The 16,591-nt window shown below is 39.2% G+C and carries 16 protein-coding genes and 4 tRNA genes; 14 read left to right on the top strand and 6 right to left on the bottom strand.

The window, feature by feature from the left end; all coding sequences use genetic code 11:
* Positions 1-246 precede the first annotated feature (246 nt).
* The 3 genes from nrdD (at position 247) to DV424_RS08325 (ending at position 4,225) form a co-directional block, all read left to right on the top strand.
* The gene (gene nrdD / locus DV424_RS08335; RefSeq protein ID WP_118859690.1) at positions 247-2,370 is read left to right on the top strand and encodes an anaerobic ribonucleoside-triphosphate reductase; all 2,124 of its coding nucleotides are present in this window, start codon (positions 247-249) and stop codon (positions 2,368-2,370) included.
* A 117-nt stretch (positions 2,371-2,487) separates the two neighbouring features.
* Positions 2,488-3,348, top strand: a complete 861-nt coding sequence (gene tesB, locus DV424_RS08330) for an acyl-CoA thioesterase II (RefSeq protein ID WP_005652525.1) — start codon at positions 2,488-2,490, stop codon at positions 3,346-3,348.
* A gap of 10 nt (positions 3,349-3,358) precedes the next feature.
* Complete coding sequence (locus DV424_RS08325; protein WP_118859689.1) at positions 3,359-4,225, top strand: ferritin-like domain-containing protein; 867 nt, start codon at positions 3,359-3,361, stop codon at positions 4,223-4,225.
* 75 nt (positions 4,226-4,300) lie between these two features.
* Here the strand turns inward: DV424_RS08325 and cysS are convergent, their stop codons facing one another.
* Positions 4,301-5,680, bottom strand: a complete 1,380-nt coding sequence (gene cysS, locus DV424_RS08320; protein ID WP_118859688.1) for a cysteine--tRNA ligase — start codon at positions 5,678-5,680, stop codon at positions 4,301-4,303.
* A gap of 102 nt (positions 5,681-5,782) precedes the next feature.
* On the opposite strand from cysS, the gene DV424_RS08315 reads away from it, so the two are divergent.
* From DV424_RS08315 to DV424_RS08290, 6 genes are all read left to right on the top strand, one after another.
* On the top strand, positions 5,783-6,292 hold the full coding sequence (locus tag DV424_RS08315) for a peptidylprolyl isomerase (protein WP_105898885.1): 510 nt from the start codon (positions 5,783-5,785) through the stop codon (positions 6,290-6,292).
* A gap of 54 nt (positions 6,293-6,346) precedes the next feature.
* On the top strand, positions 6,347-7,135 hold the full coding sequence (locus DV424_RS08310; protein ID WP_118859687.1) for a TatD family hydrolase: 789 nt from the start codon (positions 6,347-6,349) through the stop codon (positions 7,133-7,135).
* 111 nt (positions 7,136-7,246) lie between these two features.
* On the top strand, positions 7,247-8,374 hold the full coding sequence (locus tag DV424_RS08305; protein ID WP_118775244.1) for an acyl-CoA dehydrogenase family protein: 1,128 nt from the start codon (positions 7,247-7,249) through the stop codon (positions 8,372-8,374).
* A gap of 13 nt (positions 8,375-8,387) precedes the next feature.
* Positions 8,388-9,194 carry a phosphate/phosphite/phosphonate ABC transporter substrate-binding protein gene (locus tag DV424_RS08300; protein WP_118859686.1) on the top strand — a complete coding sequence of 269 codons (807 nt, stop codon included), beginning with the start codon at positions 8,388-8,390 and terminating at the stop codon, positions 9,192-9,194.
* Positions 9,195-9,247: 53 nt separating this feature from the next.
* The gene (locus DV424_RS08295) at positions 9,248-10,417 is read left to right on the top strand and encodes a cobalamin-independent methionine synthase II family protein (protein WP_118859685.1); all 1,170 of its coding nucleotides are present in this window, start codon (positions 9,248-9,250) and stop codon (positions 10,415-10,417) included.
* Positions 10,410-10,874: a peroxiredoxin gene (locus DV424_RS08290; RefSeq protein WP_118859684.1), complete on the top strand. Its 465-nt coding sequence runs from the start codon at positions 10,410-10,412 to the stop codon at positions 10,872-10,874. The genes DV424_RS08295 and DV424_RS08290 overlap by 8 nt, the downstream gene beginning before the upstream one ends.
* Before the next feature lie 100 nt (positions 10,875-10,974).
* Here the strand turns inward: DV424_RS08290 and trxA are convergent, their stop codons facing one another.
* From trxA to DV424_RS08275, 3 genes are all read right to left on the bottom strand, one after another.
* A complete protein-coding gene (gene trxA / locus DV424_RS08285) occupies positions 10,975-11,298 on the bottom strand; it encodes a thioredoxin (RefSeq protein WP_005627940.1) in 324 nt (107 codons plus the stop codon).
* A gap of 119 nt (positions 11,299-11,417) precedes the next feature.
* Positions 11,418-12,413 (bottom strand): 2-hydroxyacid dehydrogenase, encoded by a 996-nt coding sequence (locus DV424_RS08280; protein ID WP_118859683.1) that lies wholly within the window; start codon positions 12,411-12,413, stop codon positions 11,418-11,420.
* A gap of 12 nt (positions 12,414-12,425) precedes the next feature.
* On the bottom strand, positions 12,426-13,535 hold the full coding sequence (locus DV424_RS08275; RefSeq protein WP_192880672.1) for a methionine biosynthesis PLP-dependent protein: 1,110 nt from the start codon (positions 13,533-13,535) through the stop codon (positions 12,426-12,428).
* A gap of 245 nt (positions 13,536-13,780) precedes the next feature.
* Between DV424_RS08275 and DV424_RS08270 the strand changes: the two genes are divergently transcribed.
* The 4 genes from DV424_RS08270 (at position 13,781) to DV424_RS08255 (ending at position 14,176) form a co-directional block, all read left to right on the top strand.
* A tRNA-Gly gene (locus DV424_RS08270) sits at positions 13,781-13,856 on the top strand.
* 6 nt (positions 13,857-13,862) lie between these two features.
* Positions 13,863-13,936, top strand: a tRNA-Cys gene (locus DV424_RS08265).
* A 27-nt stretch (positions 13,937-13,963) separates the two neighbouring features.
* Positions 13,964-14,050 (top strand) — tRNA-Leu (locus DV424_RS08260).
* A 50-nt stretch (positions 14,051-14,100) separates the two neighbouring features.
* Positions 14,101-14,176: transfer RNA gene (locus DV424_RS08255), tRNA-Lys, on the top strand.
* A gap of 118 nt (positions 14,177-14,294) precedes the next feature.
* Here the strand turns inward: DV424_RS08255 and DV424_RS08250 are convergent.
* Positions 14,295-14,825, bottom strand: a complete 531-nt coding sequence (locus DV424_RS08250; RefSeq protein WP_005630160.1) for an inorganic diphosphatase — start codon at positions 14,823-14,825, stop codon at positions 14,295-14,297.
* Between the two features lie 233 nt (positions 14,826-15,058).
* Between DV424_RS08250 and DV424_RS08245 the strand changes: the two genes are divergently transcribed.
* Positions 15,059-16,375, top strand: coding sequence for an NCS2 family permease (locus tag DV424_RS08245; protein ID WP_118859681.1), 1,317 nt, complete (start codon positions 15,059-15,061; stop codon positions 16,373-16,375).
* 53 nt (positions 16,376-16,428) lie between these two features.
* Here the strand turns inward: DV424_RS08245 and DV424_RS08240 are convergent.
* Positions 16,429-16,591 (bottom strand): IS3 family transposase (locus DV424_RS08240; RefSeq protein ID WP_154099475.1); only part of this gene is annotated, 163 nt, incomplete at its 5' end.

Genomic DNA, 16,591 nt, shown 5'->3' with positions numbered 1-16,591 from the left:
TAGACTATTTTTTCTCAAAACCTATAACCCCAAAAGTAAACATTGTGATATTGATCACAAAATCAAAAATATTTGAGAAAAGTTCTCAACAACTTAATTTGATATTTTTCTAATAAAATCAATCTTTAACAAAATTCTCTTACAATAAAATGCCTAAAAACACTACATATTGTGTGTTGATTATCTTTTTAGATCTATATATAGTGCAGTCCGCATTTCAAAAACACTATATATTGGAGCTATATCATGAGTAACTTTGGGGTCATCAAGCGCGATGGTTCTCGTGCGGAATTTGAGATTCAACGTATCATCAATGCCATTAAAAAAGCCGCAAGTGCGGTCAATATTTCCGATGAATTTTATTGCCACCAAATTGGGCAAGAAGTAGGAAATGAGATTTTCACCCATCATCAAGGCGAGATTGATATTAATCAGATTCAAAAAATCGTTGAAGATAAATTGATGGCAAGTCGTTATCCCGAGGTTGCTCGTGCGTATATTGAATATCGTCATGATCGTGATTTAGCCCGCGAAAAACGTAGCCAGCTAACAAAAGAAATTGAAGGTTTGATTGAACAAAGCAACGTAGAATTACTTAATGAAAACGCCAATAAAGACGCGAAAGTGATTCCAACGCAACGTGATTTGCTTGCTGGGATTGTGGCAAAACATTATGCCAAGCACCATATTCTTCCACGCGATGTAGTAGAGGCTCATGAAAAAGGTGAAATTCATTATCACGATTTAGATTACGCGCCGTTCTTTCCAATGTTTAACTGTATGTTAGTGGATTTAGAGGGGATGCTGTCTCGTGGTTTCAAAATGGGCAATGCGGAAATCGAACCCCCAAAATCTATCGGCACCGCAACGGCAGTGACAGCACAAATTATCGCCCAAGTCGCCAGCCATATTTACGGTGGCACAACCATTAACCGTATTGATGAAGTGCTTTCTCCTTATGTGCAAATCAGTTACGAAAAACACCTCAAACATGCCCAAGAATGGAATGTACCTGATGTTGAAGGTTACGCCAAAGCATTGATTGAAAAAGAATGTTTCGATGCCTTCCAATCTTTAGAATATGAAGTTAATACACTGCATACTTCGAATGGACAAACACCATTTGTGACCTTTGGTTTTGGTTTAGGTACAAGTTGGCAATCCCGATTAATTCAGCAAGCTATTTTGAAAAACCGGATTCGTGGACTCGGAAAAAATCATAAAACGCCAGTCTTTCCAAAACTTGTTTTCACCATCAAAAAAGGCTTGAACCAAACTCAAGGCGATCCGAATTACGATATCAAACAGCTCGCATTGGAATGTGCATCAAAACGTATGTATCCAGATATTCTCAATTACGATCAGGTTGTCAAAGTCACAGGCTCTTTTAAAGCCCCAATGGGATGCCGTAGCTTTTTAGGTGCATACGAAGAAAAAGGCCACGAAATTCACGATGGGCGTAATAATCTTGGCGTGGTGAGTTTGAATTTACCGCGTATTGCGTTGGAGTCCAAAAACGAAGAAGATTTCTACCGCACTTTAGATGAACGTTTAGCTATTGCGAAAAAAGCATTAATGACACGTATTGCCCGCCTTGAAAATACCAAAGCTCGCGTTGCCCCCATTCTTTATATGGAAGGGGCTTGCGGAGTGCGGTTAAAAGCGGATGAAAATGTGGCACAAATTTTCAAAAATGGACGCGCCTCTATTTCACTCGGCTATATCGGTATTCACGAAACCATTAATGCGCTATATAACAAAGGGCATATTTTTGATGATGAACAATTACGCGAAAAAGGCATTGCGATTGTTCGCCACCTTAGCGAGGCAGTTAAACACTGGCAAAAAGAAACAGGTTATGCCTTCAGCCTTTACTCCACGCCAAGTGAAAACTTATGCGACCGCTTCTGCCGTCTAGATACCAAAAAATTTGGCGTGATTGAAGGCGTAACGGATAAAGGCTACTACACGAACAGTTACCACTTAGATGTAGAAAAAAAAGTGAATCCTTACGACAAACTGGATTTTGAAATGTCATATCCCCCACTCGCTAGTGGCGGTTTTATTTGCTACGGCGAATATCCAAATATTCAACACAACTTAAAAGCATTGGAAGATGTGTGGGATTATAGCTACGATCGCGTGCCTTACTACGGCACAAATACACCGATTGACGAATGTTATGAATGTGGTTTCACCGGCGAGTTTGAATGTACCAGCAAAGGTTTTGTCTGCCCGAAATGTGGCAATCACGACAGCACAAAAGTGTCTGTCACTCGCCGCGTCTGTGGCTATCTAGGCAGCCCTGATGCCCGCCCATTTAATGCGGGAAAACAGGAAGAAGTGAAGAGAAGAGTTAAACACCTTTGATTAACACGCTAGCAAAAGCACGCATTTTTTAATGCGTGCTTTTTGTTTCCAACTTTGGCATTCCTAAAAATCTCCGCTAAAATAACCGCACTTTTTCTTATCCTCAAGGAAAGCAATATGTCAGATATTCTCAATAACCTCATTCATCTTCTTAAACTTGAAAAAATTGATGATTTAATCTTTCGCGGTGAAAGCCAAGATTTAGGTTTTCGTCAAGTATTTGGTGGGCAAGTTGTAGCTCAAGCATTATCAGCGGCAATGCAAGTGGCGCCAGAAGATCGTATTTTACATTCTTGTCATGCCTATTTTCTTGCTCCGGGAGATAGCCAATATCCGATTATTTACGATGTGGAAACCTTGCGTGAAGGGCGTAACTTTTCTGCATTACGCGTGAAAGCCATTCAACATAAAAATACCATTTGTCATGTAACAGCCTCTTTCCAAGTGCCAGAAAAAGGTTTTGAACATCAAAATACGATGCCAAATGTTGGTGCGCCTGAAGACTTTACAGATGAAAATGTGATGCTACAAAAAGTGGCTCAAACCTTGCCAGAACCACTCAATGAAAAATTTGCGGCAGAGCGTCCATTTGAGGTGAGAACCAAATATTTGAATAACCCATTTAACGGAACAAAATTGCCTGCGGAGCAATATTCTTGGTTTAAAACCAATGGTGAAACGCCGCTTGATATAAAAATTCAGCAATGTTTATTGGCTTATTTTTCCGATTTTCACTGTATTTTGACCGCACTTCATCCGCACGAAAAAGGCTTTTTACAAAAAGGAATGAAAGTCGCAACCATTGATCATAGTATTTGGTTCCATCGTCCGTTTGATTTAAATCACTGGCATTTGCACGCAATTGAAAGCAATAATGCCTTTGGAGGCCGTGGTTTGGCGCGTGGGCAGATTTTCTCGCAAGATGGTCAATTAATCGCAACAACACAACAAGAAGGTTTGATCCGTTTTAACGAATAAGAGAGAAAAAATGACTGCACTTATTACACAATTTTGGCAACAGGTTGAAACCGCACTAAAAACAGCGAATCCACAAGAAAAATGTCGTTTAGTTAATGATCTCTACGATAATCTTCTGCCACAAATTCAGTTGATTAAATTAGAAGATTTTCCCGAAGTCGTGCCGCAAGATAATATTGCCGCTTTTCCTGAAAAACCGCTCTTAGTTGCACCAAAAGATGTGCCTAAACGTTCTTTCGCCACAGAAGAAGGCTATGCAGCCACATTGCACGCTATCGCACATATTGAGTTTAATGCGATTAATTTAGGCTTAGATGCAGCTTGGCGATTTGGGCGTAATGCACAAGAAGAACTTGGTGAAGGTTTGGCTTTTGTGAAAGATTGGTTGCGTGTCGCTCGTGAAGAAAGCACGCACTTTTCCTTAGTCAATGAACATTTGAAAACATTGGGTTATCAATATGGTGCTTTTGAAGCCCATGCAGGATTATGGGAAATGGCGCAAGCCACCGCGTACGATATTTGGGAACGAATGGCGTTAGTTCCTCGTGTATTAGAAGCGCGGGGTCTCGATGCCACACCTGTTCTGCAAGAGAAAATCGCACAACGTAAAGATTTTGCCGCTGTGAACATTTTGGATATTATTTTGCGCGATGAAATTGGTCATGTATATATTGGCAATCATTGGTATCACGCCCTTTCTAAAAAACGGGGTTTAGATGCGATGAAATGCTTTACAGAGCTTTTACACAAATATCGTATTGTAATTTTTAAAGGTGTCATTAATACCGATGCTCGTATTCAAGCGGGTTTCACGCAGCATGAATTAGATTGGATTTATGAAGTGGAACAAACATTAAAATCCTATATTAAGAAATGATGAAAAAATAAAAAGACTAAGTTCTATTGCATTCTGAACTTAGTCTTTTTAATGAAAGTAATTTAACGTTTGAATTTATTGCTTACGCCAAGTTGTTCCATTCGCACCATCTTCTAATACGATACCCATAGCGGTGAGCTCATTACGCGCTGCATCCGCAGCGGCCCAATCTTTTGCAGCGCGGGCTTCATTACGTTGTTTAATCAGTGCTTCAATTTTTGCTACTTCATCATCGTTAGAACCTGCTTGTAAGAATTTCTCTGGTTCTTGTTGAAGTAATCCTAAAATCGCCCCCAATTCACGTAAACGAGCAGCAAGCCCATTGGCTTTCTCAACATCCTCTGTTTTTAACTTGTTAATTTCACGCGCCATTTCGAATAAAACAGAAAGTGCATTTGGCGTATTAAAATCATCATCCATTGCTTCACGGAAAGTTTCTACAAAATTTTCTCCGACAAAAGCAACCGCACTTTGATCTGTTCCTCGTAAAGCCGTGTATAAACGTTCCAACGCACCTTGCGCTAAATTCAAGTTTTCTTCACTGTAATTGAGCTGGCTACGATAATGTGCCGTTAATAAGAAATAACGTACAGCCTCTGCATTGTAGTGGTTTAATACATCACGAATTGTGAAGAAATTGCCGAGGGATTTCGACATTTTTTCTTTATCTACCATGATCATGCCGGAATGGATCCAATAATTCACATATTGGCCACCATGCGCACAGCAAGATTGCGCGATTTCATTTTCGTGGTGAGGGAACATTAAATCAGAGCCACCACCGTGAATATCAAAATGTTCGCCAAGCTGTTTGCAGTTCATTGCAGAACATTCAATATGCCAACCCGGACGACCTGCGCCCCAAGGGGAAGACCAACTTGGTTCGTTTTCTTTCGACATTTTCCAAAGCACGAAATCCATTGGATTTTTCTTGATTTCATTGATTTCAATACGTGCACCAGCTTGTAATTGCTCAAGATCTTGACGAGATAATTTGCCGTATTCTTTAAAACTTTCCACATCAAACATCACATCGCCATTATCCGCAACATAAGCATGTCCGCGTTTAATCAATTTTTCCACAATTTCAATAATTTCAGGAATATGATGGGTCGCACGGGGTTCAAAATCAGGGCGTAATACATTAAGTGCATCAAAATCTTTATACATTTCCTGCACCATACGATCCACAAGTTGATCGCAGGTTTCTTTGTTTTCTAACGCACGTTTAATAATTTTGTCATCTACGTCCGTAATATTACGCACATAAGTTAAATCGTAACCCAAAGAACGTAAATAACGGGCAATCACATCAAAACACACAAAAGTGCGTCCATGACCGATATGGCACAAATCATAAACAGTCACGCCACAAACATACATTCCCACTTTATTTTCGTGGATAGGTTTAAAGATTTCTTTTTCTCTCGTTAAGGTATTGAAAATTTTTAGCATTTTTAAGCTCGTAAAATGAAATAAAAACAAACCGCACTTTTATAGCACTTTTACCTCGATTGTGGAATAATACGACCCTTAATTTTTCAGAAGGAAAACAAAATGGTTACGTTACACACAAACTTTGGCGACATTAAAATTAAATTGGATTTTGATAAAGCTCCAGTTACAGCAGAAAACTTCTTAAATTACTGCAAAGACGGTTTTTATAATAACACAATTTTTCACCGTGTTATTGATGGCTTTATGATTCAAGGCGGTGGTATGGAAAGCGGTATGCGCGAAAAAGCAACTAAAGCCCCAATCCAAAATGAAGCGAACAATCGTTTAAGTAACAAACGTGGAACCATTGCAATGGCTCGCACTTCAGATCCACATTCAGCGACAGCACAATTTTTCATTAACGTGGCAGACAATGATTTCTTAAATTATCGTTCAAAAGAAATGTTTGGCCGCGAAGTCGTTCAAGAATGGGGCTATGCAGTATTTGGTGAAGTGGTTGAAGGCATGGATGTTGTTGATAAAATCAAAAAGGTGAATACAGGCAACAAAGGCTTTCATCAAGATGTTCCAACTGAAGATGTAGTGATTACATCGGTTTCAGTAGAATAATGGCGAATGGCGGATCAATTCCGCCATTTTTTATCGACCTAAAGGAAAATGCTCATGCCCTTCTTCGACACTCACACGCATCTCGATTATCTCCAACAATTTACAGGGGAGCCTTTGTCACAGCTTATTGATAATGCTAAGCAAGCCGATGTACAAAAAATACTGATTGTGGCGGTAAAAGAAGCTGATTTTAAAACAATCCAAAATATGACCGCACTTTTTCCTAATAATTTGTACTATGGGCTTGGGCTCCATCCTCTTTATATTAAAGAACACGCCGAAAATGATTTGATTCTGTTAGAACAAGCCTTAAAAAATCGTGATGCAAATTGCATGGCGGTGGCTGAAATTGGTTTGGAACGTGCGATTCCTGATTTGCTCACCGATGAACTTTGGGCAAAACAATGTCATTTTTTTGAAAGCCAACTTTATTTGGCAAAACAATTTAATTTACCCGTCAATATTCACAGTCGAAAAACCCATGATCAAATTTTTACTTTTTTAAAACGTATTCCATTATCTAAACTTGGCGTGGTACACGGTTTTTCAGGAAGTTACGATCAAGCAAAACGCTTTGTTGATTTAGGTTATAAAATCGGAGTTGGAGGCACTATCACTTATGAACGCGCCAATAAAACTCGTCAAGCAATCGCGAAGTTGCCGCTTGATGCCTTAGTGTTGGAAACAGACAGTCCTGATATGCCTGTATTTGGTTTTCAAGGCCAACCTAATCGACCTGAGCGTATTGTGGAAAGTTTTAAAGCTCTTTGCGCCTTAAGAAATGAACCTGCTGAATTGATTAAAAAAGCCACATGGGAAAATGCTTGCCAGATTTTTTCTTGATCCACGTCACATTACTGAAATTATTTTGAATTAAATACTAGAAAAAAGAAACGGAGCATAATAATATCCGCCTCGTAGAAAGTTTTTCTCAACACACAATAAGGATATATTATGTCGCAAATCTATACTCAGGTGAGAAAGTTAGCGGAACAGTTTATTGAGCCTTACGCCGACGAACTCGATCAAAAAAAAGAATTTCCTGTTCAGGCATTTAAGGAATTAGGTAAAGCTGGTTGGTTTTCACTTTTAATTCCAAAAGAATACGGCGGAATGGGATTAACCCTCAAAGAACATGCTGAAGTCTGTATGGCATTAGCTGAAAGTTCAGCCTCTGCTGGTCTCTGTTACATGATGAGTAACGTTGCTGTGAATTGTTTAAATCTATTCGGCAGCGATCAACTCAAACAAAAAATCTTTTCTGACATTGTTCAAAATCAAACCTTTGCCGCACTCGCCTATAGTGAATTAGGCACGGGTACTCACTTCTATATTACCGATGCAACCGCACAATTTAATGCTGAACATGCAGTATTCAATGGCTTAAAATCCATGGTGACATCGGGAAATTATGCCTCTTATTATTTAGCGCTTTTGCCTTCTGAAAATGGCGAAACTATTGATAACTGGGTGCTTCCACTTGGTACTCAAGGCTTAACTTTTGAAGCTGATAGCTGGAATGGCTTAGGTATGCGTAGTAATGTTTCTTGCTTTATGCGAATGACCGATATGCCATTAGATCGTAGCTGGCGTATTGGCGAAGTTGGCGCAGGCGCAGAACAAGTATTTGGTGGTATCGCACCAGCCTTTATTTGTGGCTTGGCTGCTGTCTATAGTGGCGTATGTAAAGCAGTGCTTACTGAGGCAATTAAACATTCAACACACCGTAAATACACATCGGGCACTGCATTAGCTGAAATCGAAACCGTGCAAATTCACTTAGCTAAAATCTATGCAAACACAAACGCTGCTGTATGTGCTACGCGAGATGCGGCTCGTGCAGCCACAGAAGGTGATGCAGATGCATTGGCTAAATTATTAGCTGCCCGAATTCTCGCGAGCGAAAATGCGATTACCCTTGCACAAATTGGTATGCGTATTGGCGGTGGCAAGGCTTATAACAAAATGGGACCAATGGAACGCTATTTACGCGATGCATTAGCAAGTCAAGTGATGGCACCAAGTGTCGATGTGCTAAATATTTGGTTAGGTAAAGCCATTACAGGTCAACAAATTCCATAAAGTGCGGTGAAAAATGAGTGAGAAATTAAAAATTGGGGCGGTAATCTACGCCCCACAAGTGACAGTGATTTGGGGAATTATTGCAGACTTTTTCGAAAAAGAAGGCTTCCCTATTGAACCCGTGTATTTCAAAGACTACAAAGGGCAAGTTGATGCGTTACTCAATACTGAAATTGATGTAGCGTGGAACTCTCCTCTAGCTTGGTTAGATGGTTACTTACGTAGTGGTGGTAAAACCTTAAATGGTGCCATGCGTGATACCGACCAAGATCGTCAAAGCTATTTAGTTGTTAATGATCTAACTATCCAATCGATTGAAGATTTAAAAAATAAAACTATTGCTTTTGGTGCGATAGATTCCCCACAAGCGCGGTTAATTCCAATCGAGTTTTTACATCAACATGGCTTGGAATTTGGTCAAGATTATGTAGAAAAACGCTTTGATGTAGGTGTTGGTTTGCACGGCGATCATGTAGGCGGTGAATTAGATGCAGCCAATGCATTAAAAGATCGCCAAGTTGCCGCAACATGGATGTTAGATTTCAACTTTGAACGTTGGACAAAAGATGGCACGCTCGATCCCGCAACAGTTCGAGTGCTCGCAAAAACACCATCATTTGACCATTGTATTTTTAGTGGACGCGTGGGATTAGATGAAACCAAATTCAATGCATTCACCGAAACCTTATTCAAAATGGATTACAACAATCCAGAACATAAAGAAATGATGGATTTGGAAGGATTAACACGTTGGGTTGCGGGCAGAACAAAAGGTTTTGCTCAATTACAAGCTGCCAATGAATATTTAAAATTCTTTTAAGATCAATATGTCATGATGGGCGTGTAATAAACGCCCATCATTGTGGATTTTCTATGAAACCTTTCACAACTTCCCTTTTAGGCTCAATGCCTCGTAGCCAAGCACTTTTGATGGCGCGTAAAAAGCACACACTAGGCAAAATAACCACAGCAGAGCTTGATCAAATCGTTGTTCAAGAAACAAAACAAATTGTCGAACTTCAACAACGTACTGGCATTGATATCATCACGAGTGGCGAATTACTTCGCGACAATTACCTTTCTTTTATTGCACAAAAAATTCAAGGTGCGACCTTAATGAGCATGAGTGAAATGCTCGATCACATTAAAGAAAAGCAAATTTTTGAGTCAATGCTAGAAACCTTGGATGTTCCCGCACTTTCCATAAAAAATGCTATTTGCGTGGGAAAAATTAGCTACAAACGATCTTTGGTAGCAGATGAGATGTTGCTACTGAAAAATCTAACTAAGCAGCCAATTAAAGCAACCTTGCCAGGGCCTTACTTAATGGCTCGCTCCATGTGGCTTTCGCCTGTGTCAGGGCAACATTATTCATCAAAAGAAGAAATGGCAAAAGATGTTGTTGCTATCTTAAAGCAAGAAATTGATCATTTGTGTGAGCTAGGCGTAAGCGTAGTTCAATTTGATGAGCCTGTTTTGACAGAAGTTATTTTTAGCCATCATCAAACACGTTCATTTATGTGTGCGGCGTTAAGCGAAAAACAAGATTTTGCAGCGGAACTACAGTTTGCAAAAAGTTTAATTACTCAAATCTTTGAGTATGCAAGAAATAAAAATATCAAAACTGCACTACATGTATGCCGTGGCAACTGGAGCAAAGATGAAAGCGTATTACTGCGCGGACCTTATACATCACTAGTGGATTTATTTGAATCGGCATTACCTGATATTTTAATGCTCGAATTTTCTACGCCAAGAGCGGGAGAATTAAGTTCGTTATTAGAAAGTGAAATCTTAAGACAAAAATGTATTTTAGGCTTAGGCGTCATCAATCCTCGTTCTGATGAAGAGGAAAGCGTAGAGCAGATTGTTCAGCGCGCAGAAAAAGCCTTAAATTACCTTCCACCAGAGCAAATTTGGCTAAATCCAGATTGTGGATTTGCCACTTTTTCTAACCGCCCTTTAAATGGTTTTGATATTATTGAAGCCAAACTTAAGGTATTAAATGAAGCAAAATCAATATTGAAGGAACGTTATGTATAACGTACCTGAAAGTGAATGTTTTACAGCGAAATATCGAGCAGTATTACGCGGAGAAGAAATTAAATTATTCACCCCGAATGACAGCATTTCTCTCTATTCACAAGTCAATTTCGATAACCAATCGTTACAAAAAAGTGCGGTAGATTATTTTGCTGTTTCTATTTTAGGGGGAATTTTGAGCAGTATAAAAGCACATTTTGCTCAACAACGTGCTGATATTGTAGAAATGGAAGGAAAAATTTGGCTCAACCTCGCCAATCCTTTAACCTTACTGGGCGTTCGCGGCTATAGTGAGCAACCTATCATTAATGACGGCAAAATTAAAATTTTTATTTCATCAGATTTAACCGATGACATCTTCACACAACTCACACAAAATGCATTACGCTGTTGTTTTATTTACAATACAATAACCAAAGCCTTTCCTTTAAATATAGAATTTGAGCAAGTACTTTGATTCTCATCAGGTCGTTCATCAAAATTTTAGACAAAAAAACTGCCCCATTAAGGGGCAATCTTATCAATGCTCTAATGTTACTTATAACTTTAAGCAACGATTAAATATGTTGGTTAATGAAGTTAGCCAATTGAGTTTTTGGTAATGCACCAACTTGAGTTGCAACAACTTGACCATTTTTAATCAATAATAATGTTGGGATACTACGAACACCAAATTGTGCTGGGGTTGCTTGGTTGTCATCCACATTCATTTTCACGATTTTAACTTTACCAGCAAATTCAGGCGCAAGTTCATCTAACACTGGTGCAATCATTTTGCAAGGACCACACCAAGGTGCCCAAAAGTCTAATAAAACGGGGATATCTGAATTAACTACAACACTTTCAAAATCTGCGTCATTAATGTGTAATACTTCGCTCATTTTGTTTTCCTTATTTTGTGAATGGAATCCCTATATAAGGGCTTTTTTTAAACTTACAAGTGCGGTGCAGAATAACACCGTTTTAAAAAATGTAAACTAATCGTTTTAATTGCCAAAAGCTAAGACGGCAAAACAATATTTTCACACTCTTTGCCAGATTTTAATTTATAAATATTTGATAAGGTCACATCCGCAATATTCGTTAGTGCCTCTTCCGTTAAAAACGCTTGGTGGCCTGTTAGCAACACATTGTGACAAGAAGATAAACGGCGGAAAATATCATCTTGAATCACTTCATTAGACTTATCTTCAAAGAACAAATCTCGTTCATTCTCATACACATCCATACCTAACGCACCGATTTTGCGCTGTTTTAACGCATCAATTGCAGCTTGAGTATCAATCAAAGAACCGCGACTCGTATTAACGATCATCACGCCATCTTTCATTTTTGCAAAAGCCTCGCGATTTAATAAATGATAGTTTTCTGGCGTTGCTGGGCAATGAAGCGTAATCACATGAGATCTAGCATAAATCTCATCTAATTCAACATATTGTCCACCCAGTTCTTCCACCACTGGATTTTTGAAAGGATCGTATGCCAAGATATTCATGCCAAAACCTTTCAGAATGCGCATCACTGCGATCCCAATTTTGCCTGTTCCGATCACGCCGACCGTGCGTCCGTGCATATTAAAACCAATTAATCCCTCAAGAGAGAAATTCGCTTCTCGGGTACGCTGATAAGCACGATGAATTCGACGGTTCAGTGTCATCATCAAACCGATGGTATGTTCCGCCACCGCTTCAGGCGAATAAGCGGGAACGCGTACAACTTGAATGCCTAATTCTTGAGCGGCTTTTAAATCAACATTATTGAAACCGGCACAGCGCAAAGCCACGATTTTCACACCAAGTGCAGCTAATTTTTCTAATACTTTTCGGCTACCATTATCATTCACGAAAATGCATACTACTTCGCAATGTTCTGCCAAACGTGCGGTACTCTCGTTCAGCATAAAATCAAAAAATTCTAAATCGAAATTATATTTCGCGTTAATGAGCTCAATATATTTTCGGTCATAGCTTTTAGTGCTATAGATTGCAATTTTCATGGTTTGCTCCAATTATTTTAAGTTTGCAAAAGCCTGTAGTAAGTCTGCTTTAATATCTTCTACATCTTCAATACCGACTGAAAAACGCAGCAAGGTATTAGTAATCCCACGAGCTACACGCTCGGCTTCTGGAATATCCATATGAGTTTGAGTGGCAGGATAAGTAATAAAACTTTCTGTACCGCCTAAACTTTCTGCAAAAGTAATCAATTTGATGGATTTTAAGAACGTATTAACCCAATCTTCATCTTGCAAACGGAAAGACAACATCCCACCTTTATTTGGATAAAGCACCGATTCCACTTGCGGTTGAGCTTTTAAAAATTCCGCAATAGCTTGTGCATTTTCTTGATGACGTTTCATGCGCAAAGAAAGGGTTTTCATACCACGAATAGTCAGCCAAGAATCAAACGGAGAAAGTACTGCCCCCGCACCATTTTGAATATAAGCAATGCGATCGCAAAGTCCTTGGCCTTTTGCAACAATCAACCCGACAAGTGCATCATTATGCCCAGCAATGTATTTAGTCCCGCTGTGAATCACCACATCAGCGCCTAAATCTAATGGGCGAGAAAGCGCTGGCGTTAAAAACGTATTATCCACGATCAACATTAAGTTATGTTTTTTCGCAAGTTTTGCAATTTCAACCACATCACATTCTTCCATTAAAGGATTCGATGGGGTTTCAATAAAAATCGCTTTCGTATTTGGGTTAATTGCCGCCTCAATTTCTGAAGCAGATGCCGTATTGACATAAACAGGTTTTACACTATTGTTATTTTTATAAGAAAAATCTAATAGTCGATAAGTACCACCATACACATCGCTAGAAACGATCCATTCATCTGGTGCAGTGAAAAGCGTCATCAAAACTTGAATTGCAGCCATACCAGAAGAAAACGCAAAACCACGATCTCCATTCTCTAATTTAGCTATCGTTTCTTCTAACACTGTACGAGTTGGGTTTTTGGTACGCGTGTAATCAAATCCCGTGCTTTCACCGATACCATAATGACCATAAGCAGTAGAAAGAAAAATTGGTGTAGAAACTGCACCAGTACGCTCATCACTGCGATTGCCTGCTTGAGCTAATAAAGTATCGATAGCATATTGTTGTGTCATAACATCCTCTGAAAATAATGAAAAAATCAACTGCACTTTACGTGCTAAAAACGTTTAGCATTTTGGCACAAAGGAAAAAGTGATAAAAGTAGAAATTAGAAAATTACATAAAATTCCATTTTTCCATCATTTTCTGTGATTTATTTGAACAAAATGAACTTTTTTTAAACGGTTAGATAATTTTTTTAAATCTGTAATTGACAGTTATCTGAATTTCCGTAAAATGCGCACCACTAACAGCGAATGCGGGAATAGCTCAGTTGGTAGAGCACGACCTTGCCAAGGTCGGGGTCGCGAGTTCGAGCCTCGTTTCCCGCTCCAATTCGTGGCGTGTTAGCAAAGCGGTTATGCACTGGATTGCAAATCCATGTAGCTCGGTTCGACTCCGGGACACGCCTCCATAATACGCAAATGTTAGTTGTCTATATGCCCGAGTGGTGGAATCGGTAGACACAAGGGATTTAAAATCCCTCGCCTTTCGAGGCGTGCCAGTTCAAGTCTGGCTTCGGGCACCATTTAAATACCAATCTAAAGATTTTAAAATTTACTTTAAAGTCGTCTAATTGGGTCGTTAGCTCAGTCGGTAGAGCAGCGGACTTTTAATCCGTTGGTCGAAGGTTCGAATCCTTCACGACCCACCACTTAAAAATAAAGCAAGCACCGAAAGGTGTTTTTTTATTATCTAAATTTCTGAAATTTGCTATAAAAAATCCCCAACTCAAAGAATCAGGGACTTTTACAATCAAATGTGTTTATTAATTAACGCTCATTCCAACGTTTAATAGACTCACGAATCACTTCTTTCGCTTCTTCTACATCGCCCCAATGGGTCACTTTCGTTGAGCCTGGTTTTTTAAGTGCTTTGTAGTTATTGAAGTGGAATTCAATTTGTTTAATTAAGTTTGCCGGTAAATCTGCTAATGAATTATACGCATTGCCTGTATCACGATCATCTGCAGGGACACAAACGATTTTGTCATCCACTTCGCCATCATCAACAAATTTCATGACACCTATTACTTTAGCTTCAAGGAATACACCTGTTGCTAATGGTTGGCGAGTGATTAATAACACATCTAACTCATCGCCATCTTCATCTAAAGTTTGTGGAATGAAGCCATAGTTAGTTGGTTTTGCAAAAATTGCTGGCTCAACACGATCTAACTGGAATGCCGCAACTTTACGATTCCATTCGATTTTATGGCAGCTACCTTCTGGAATTTCATTTACTACATTGATAATGCCGGCATCTACATCGCCTGGCGTTAAAATTTGATTAAAATCAGCCATTTTGTTTCCTTCATTTTATCAAGTTAAAAAACGCGACAAGTATAGCAGTTTTTCCGCATACTCGCAGTTTGATTTGTTGAGAAAATCAGCAAATAGATTATTTTATAACTATTCATAATTTTGACCGCACTTTCCCCTAAATAAAACTTACGCAAACGTTTACTTCTTATTTTTATGATGTAGAATAGCGCACCTTATTACTTCCAATTTTTTACTTAACTTCAAGGAACACTATGCCAACTTTAGAAAAAACATTTGAACTCAAGCAACGTGGTTCAACTGTTCGTCAAGAAATTATCGCGGGTCTAACCACGTTCTTAGCAATGGTTTATTCTGTCATCGTGGTACCCAATATGCTAGGTGCTGCAGGTTTTCCTGCGGAATCTGTCTTTATTGCCACCTGTTTAGTTGCAGGATTAGGCTCTATCTTAATCGGCTTATGGGCAAATGCACCAATGGCAATTGGTTGTGCAATTTCTCTTACAGCTTTCACTGCATTTAGCTTAGTGATTGGTCAAAAGGTCGCTATTCCCGTTGCGTTAGGTGCAGTATTTTTAATGGGGGTTGTGTTTACCTTAATTTCTGCCACAGGTATCCGTGCATGGATTTTGCGTAATTTACCAGCCAGTATCGCTCACGGAGCAGGCATTGGTATCGGATTATTTTTACTTTTAATTGCGGCAAACGGTGTTGGTTTAGTTGTCAGCAACCAAGCGGGCTTACCAGTAAAATTAGGCGATTTTACTTCATTCCCAGTCATGATGTCCTTAATTGGTTTAGCGTTAATTATTGGTCTTGAAAAAATGAAAATTAAAGGCGGTATTTTATGGGTAATTATCGCTATTACTATTGTCGGTTTAATTTTTGATCCAAATGTAAAATTTGGCGGAGAAATTTTCAAAATGCCAACTTTTGGCGAAAACTCTCTTTTCTTACAATTAGATTTTATGGGCGCATTACAACCTGCAATCTTACCAGTGGTATTTGCTCTCGTGATGACCGCAGTATTTGACGCAACTGGTACAATTCGTGCAGTTGCAGGTCAAGCCGACTTGCTTGATAAGGATGGTCAAATTATCAATGGCGGTAAAGCCCTAACTTCAGACTCAATCAGTAGCTTATTCTCAGGTTTATTCGGTACAGCACCAGCTGCCGTTTATATTGAGTCTGCAGCAGGAACAGCAGCAGGCGGTAAAACAGGTATTACTGCAATCGTTGTTGGTGTGTTATTCCTATTAATGCTTTTCTTCCAACCATTAGCGTTCTTAGTGCCAGGCTACGCAACTGCTCCAGCATTAATGTATGTTGGTTTATTAATGTTAAGCAATGTAAGCAAATTAGATTTCGATGATTTCGTTGGCGCGATGAGCGGATTAATCTGCGCAGTATTTATCGTACTTACAGCGAACATCGTAACAGGTATTATGTTAGGTTTTGCGGCATTAGTAATTGGAAGAATTGTGAGTGGCGATATTAAACGCTTAAATGCAGGAACCATGATTATTGCAATCGTACTCGTTGCATTCTATGCAGGCGGTTGGGCGATTTAGTAACAGAAATAAGAAAGGGGAAAAGTGATCTGACCCCAAAAAGTTAGACTGATTTAGTTCAAGGACTGAGTTCTGTAATTCACAGGGCTGAGTCCTTTTAGTTTCCCCTGAATGCGCTCATGGTTGTAATAATGAATATATTCATGAATCGTTTTTTCCAGTTGTTCGAACGTCTCAAATCGTTTGCCGTAATAACATTCCGTTTTTAATCGCCCA

The organism is Haemophilus haemolyticus (genome assembly GCF_003493605.1).
In the GTDB taxonomy this organism is placed as follows: Bacteria; Pseudomonadota; Gammaproteobacteria; order Enterobacterales; family Pasteurellaceae; genus Haemophilus; species Haemophilus haemolyticus_J.
This window is presented reverse-complemented; position numbering and strand designations above follow the sequence as displayed.

What these genes read in the sequence shown, in the direction of transcription:
- DV424_RS08275 (WP_192880672.1), bottom strand. Translation starts at nt 13,535, where the DNA reads ATGACACAACAATATGCTATCGATACTTTATTAGCTCAAGCAGGCAAT.
- DV424_RS08315 (WP_105898885.1), top strand. Translation starts at nt 5,783, where the DNA reads ATGGTTACGTTACACACAAACTTTGGCGACATTAAAATTAAATTGGAT.
- DV424_RS08310 (WP_118859687.1), top strand. Translation starts at nt 6,347, where the DNA reads ATGCCCTTCTTCGACACTCACACGCATCTCGATTATCTCCAACAATTT.
- DV424_RS08325 (WP_118859689.1), top strand. Translation starts at nt 3,359, where the DNA reads ATGACTGCACTTATTACACAATTTTGGCAACAGGTTGAAACCGCACTA.
- trxA (WP_005627940.1), bottom strand. Translation starts at nt 11,298, where the DNA reads ATGAGCGAAGTATTACACATTAATGACGCAGATTTTGAAAGTGTTGTA.
- DV424_RS08250 (WP_005630160.1), bottom strand. Translation starts at nt 14,825, where the DNA reads ATGGCTGATTTTAATCAAATTTTAACGCCAGGCGATGTAGATGCCGGC.
- DV424_RS08300 (WP_118859686.1), top strand. Translation starts at nt 8,388, where the DNA reads ATGAGTGAGAAATTAAAAATTGGGGCGGTAATCTACGCCCCACAAGTG.
- DV424_RS08245 (WP_118859681.1), top strand. Translation starts at nt 15,059, where the DNA reads ATGCCAACTTTAGAAAAAACATTTGAACTCAAGCAACGTGGTTCAACT.
- DV424_RS08290 (WP_118859684.1), top strand. Translation starts at nt 10,410, where the DNA reads ATGTATAACGTACCTGAAAGTGAATGTTTTACAGCGAAATATCGAGCA.
- cysS (WP_118859688.1), bottom strand. Translation starts at nt 5,680, where the DNA reads ATGCTAAAAATTTTCAATACCTTAACGAGAGAAAAAGAAATCTTTAAA.
- DV424_RS08295 (WP_118859685.1), top strand. Translation starts at nt 9,248, where the DNA reads ATGAAACCTTTCACAACTTCCCTTTTAGGCTCAATGCCTCGTAGCCAA.
- nrdD (WP_118859690.1), top strand. Translation starts at nt 247, where the DNA reads ATGAGTAACTTTGGGGTCATCAAGCGCGATGGTTCTCGTGCGGAATTT.
- DV424_RS08305 (WP_118775244.1), top strand. Translation starts at nt 7,247, where the DNA reads ATGTCGCAAATCTATACTCAGGTGAGAAAGTTAGCGGAACAGTTTATT.
- tesB (WP_005652525.1), top strand. Translation starts at nt 2,488, where the DNA reads ATGTCAGATATTCTCAATAACCTCATTCATCTTCTTAAACTTGAAAAA.
- DV424_RS08280 (WP_118859683.1), bottom strand. Translation starts at nt 12,413, where the DNA reads ATGAAAATTGCAATCTATAGCACTAAAAGCTATGACCGAAAATATATT.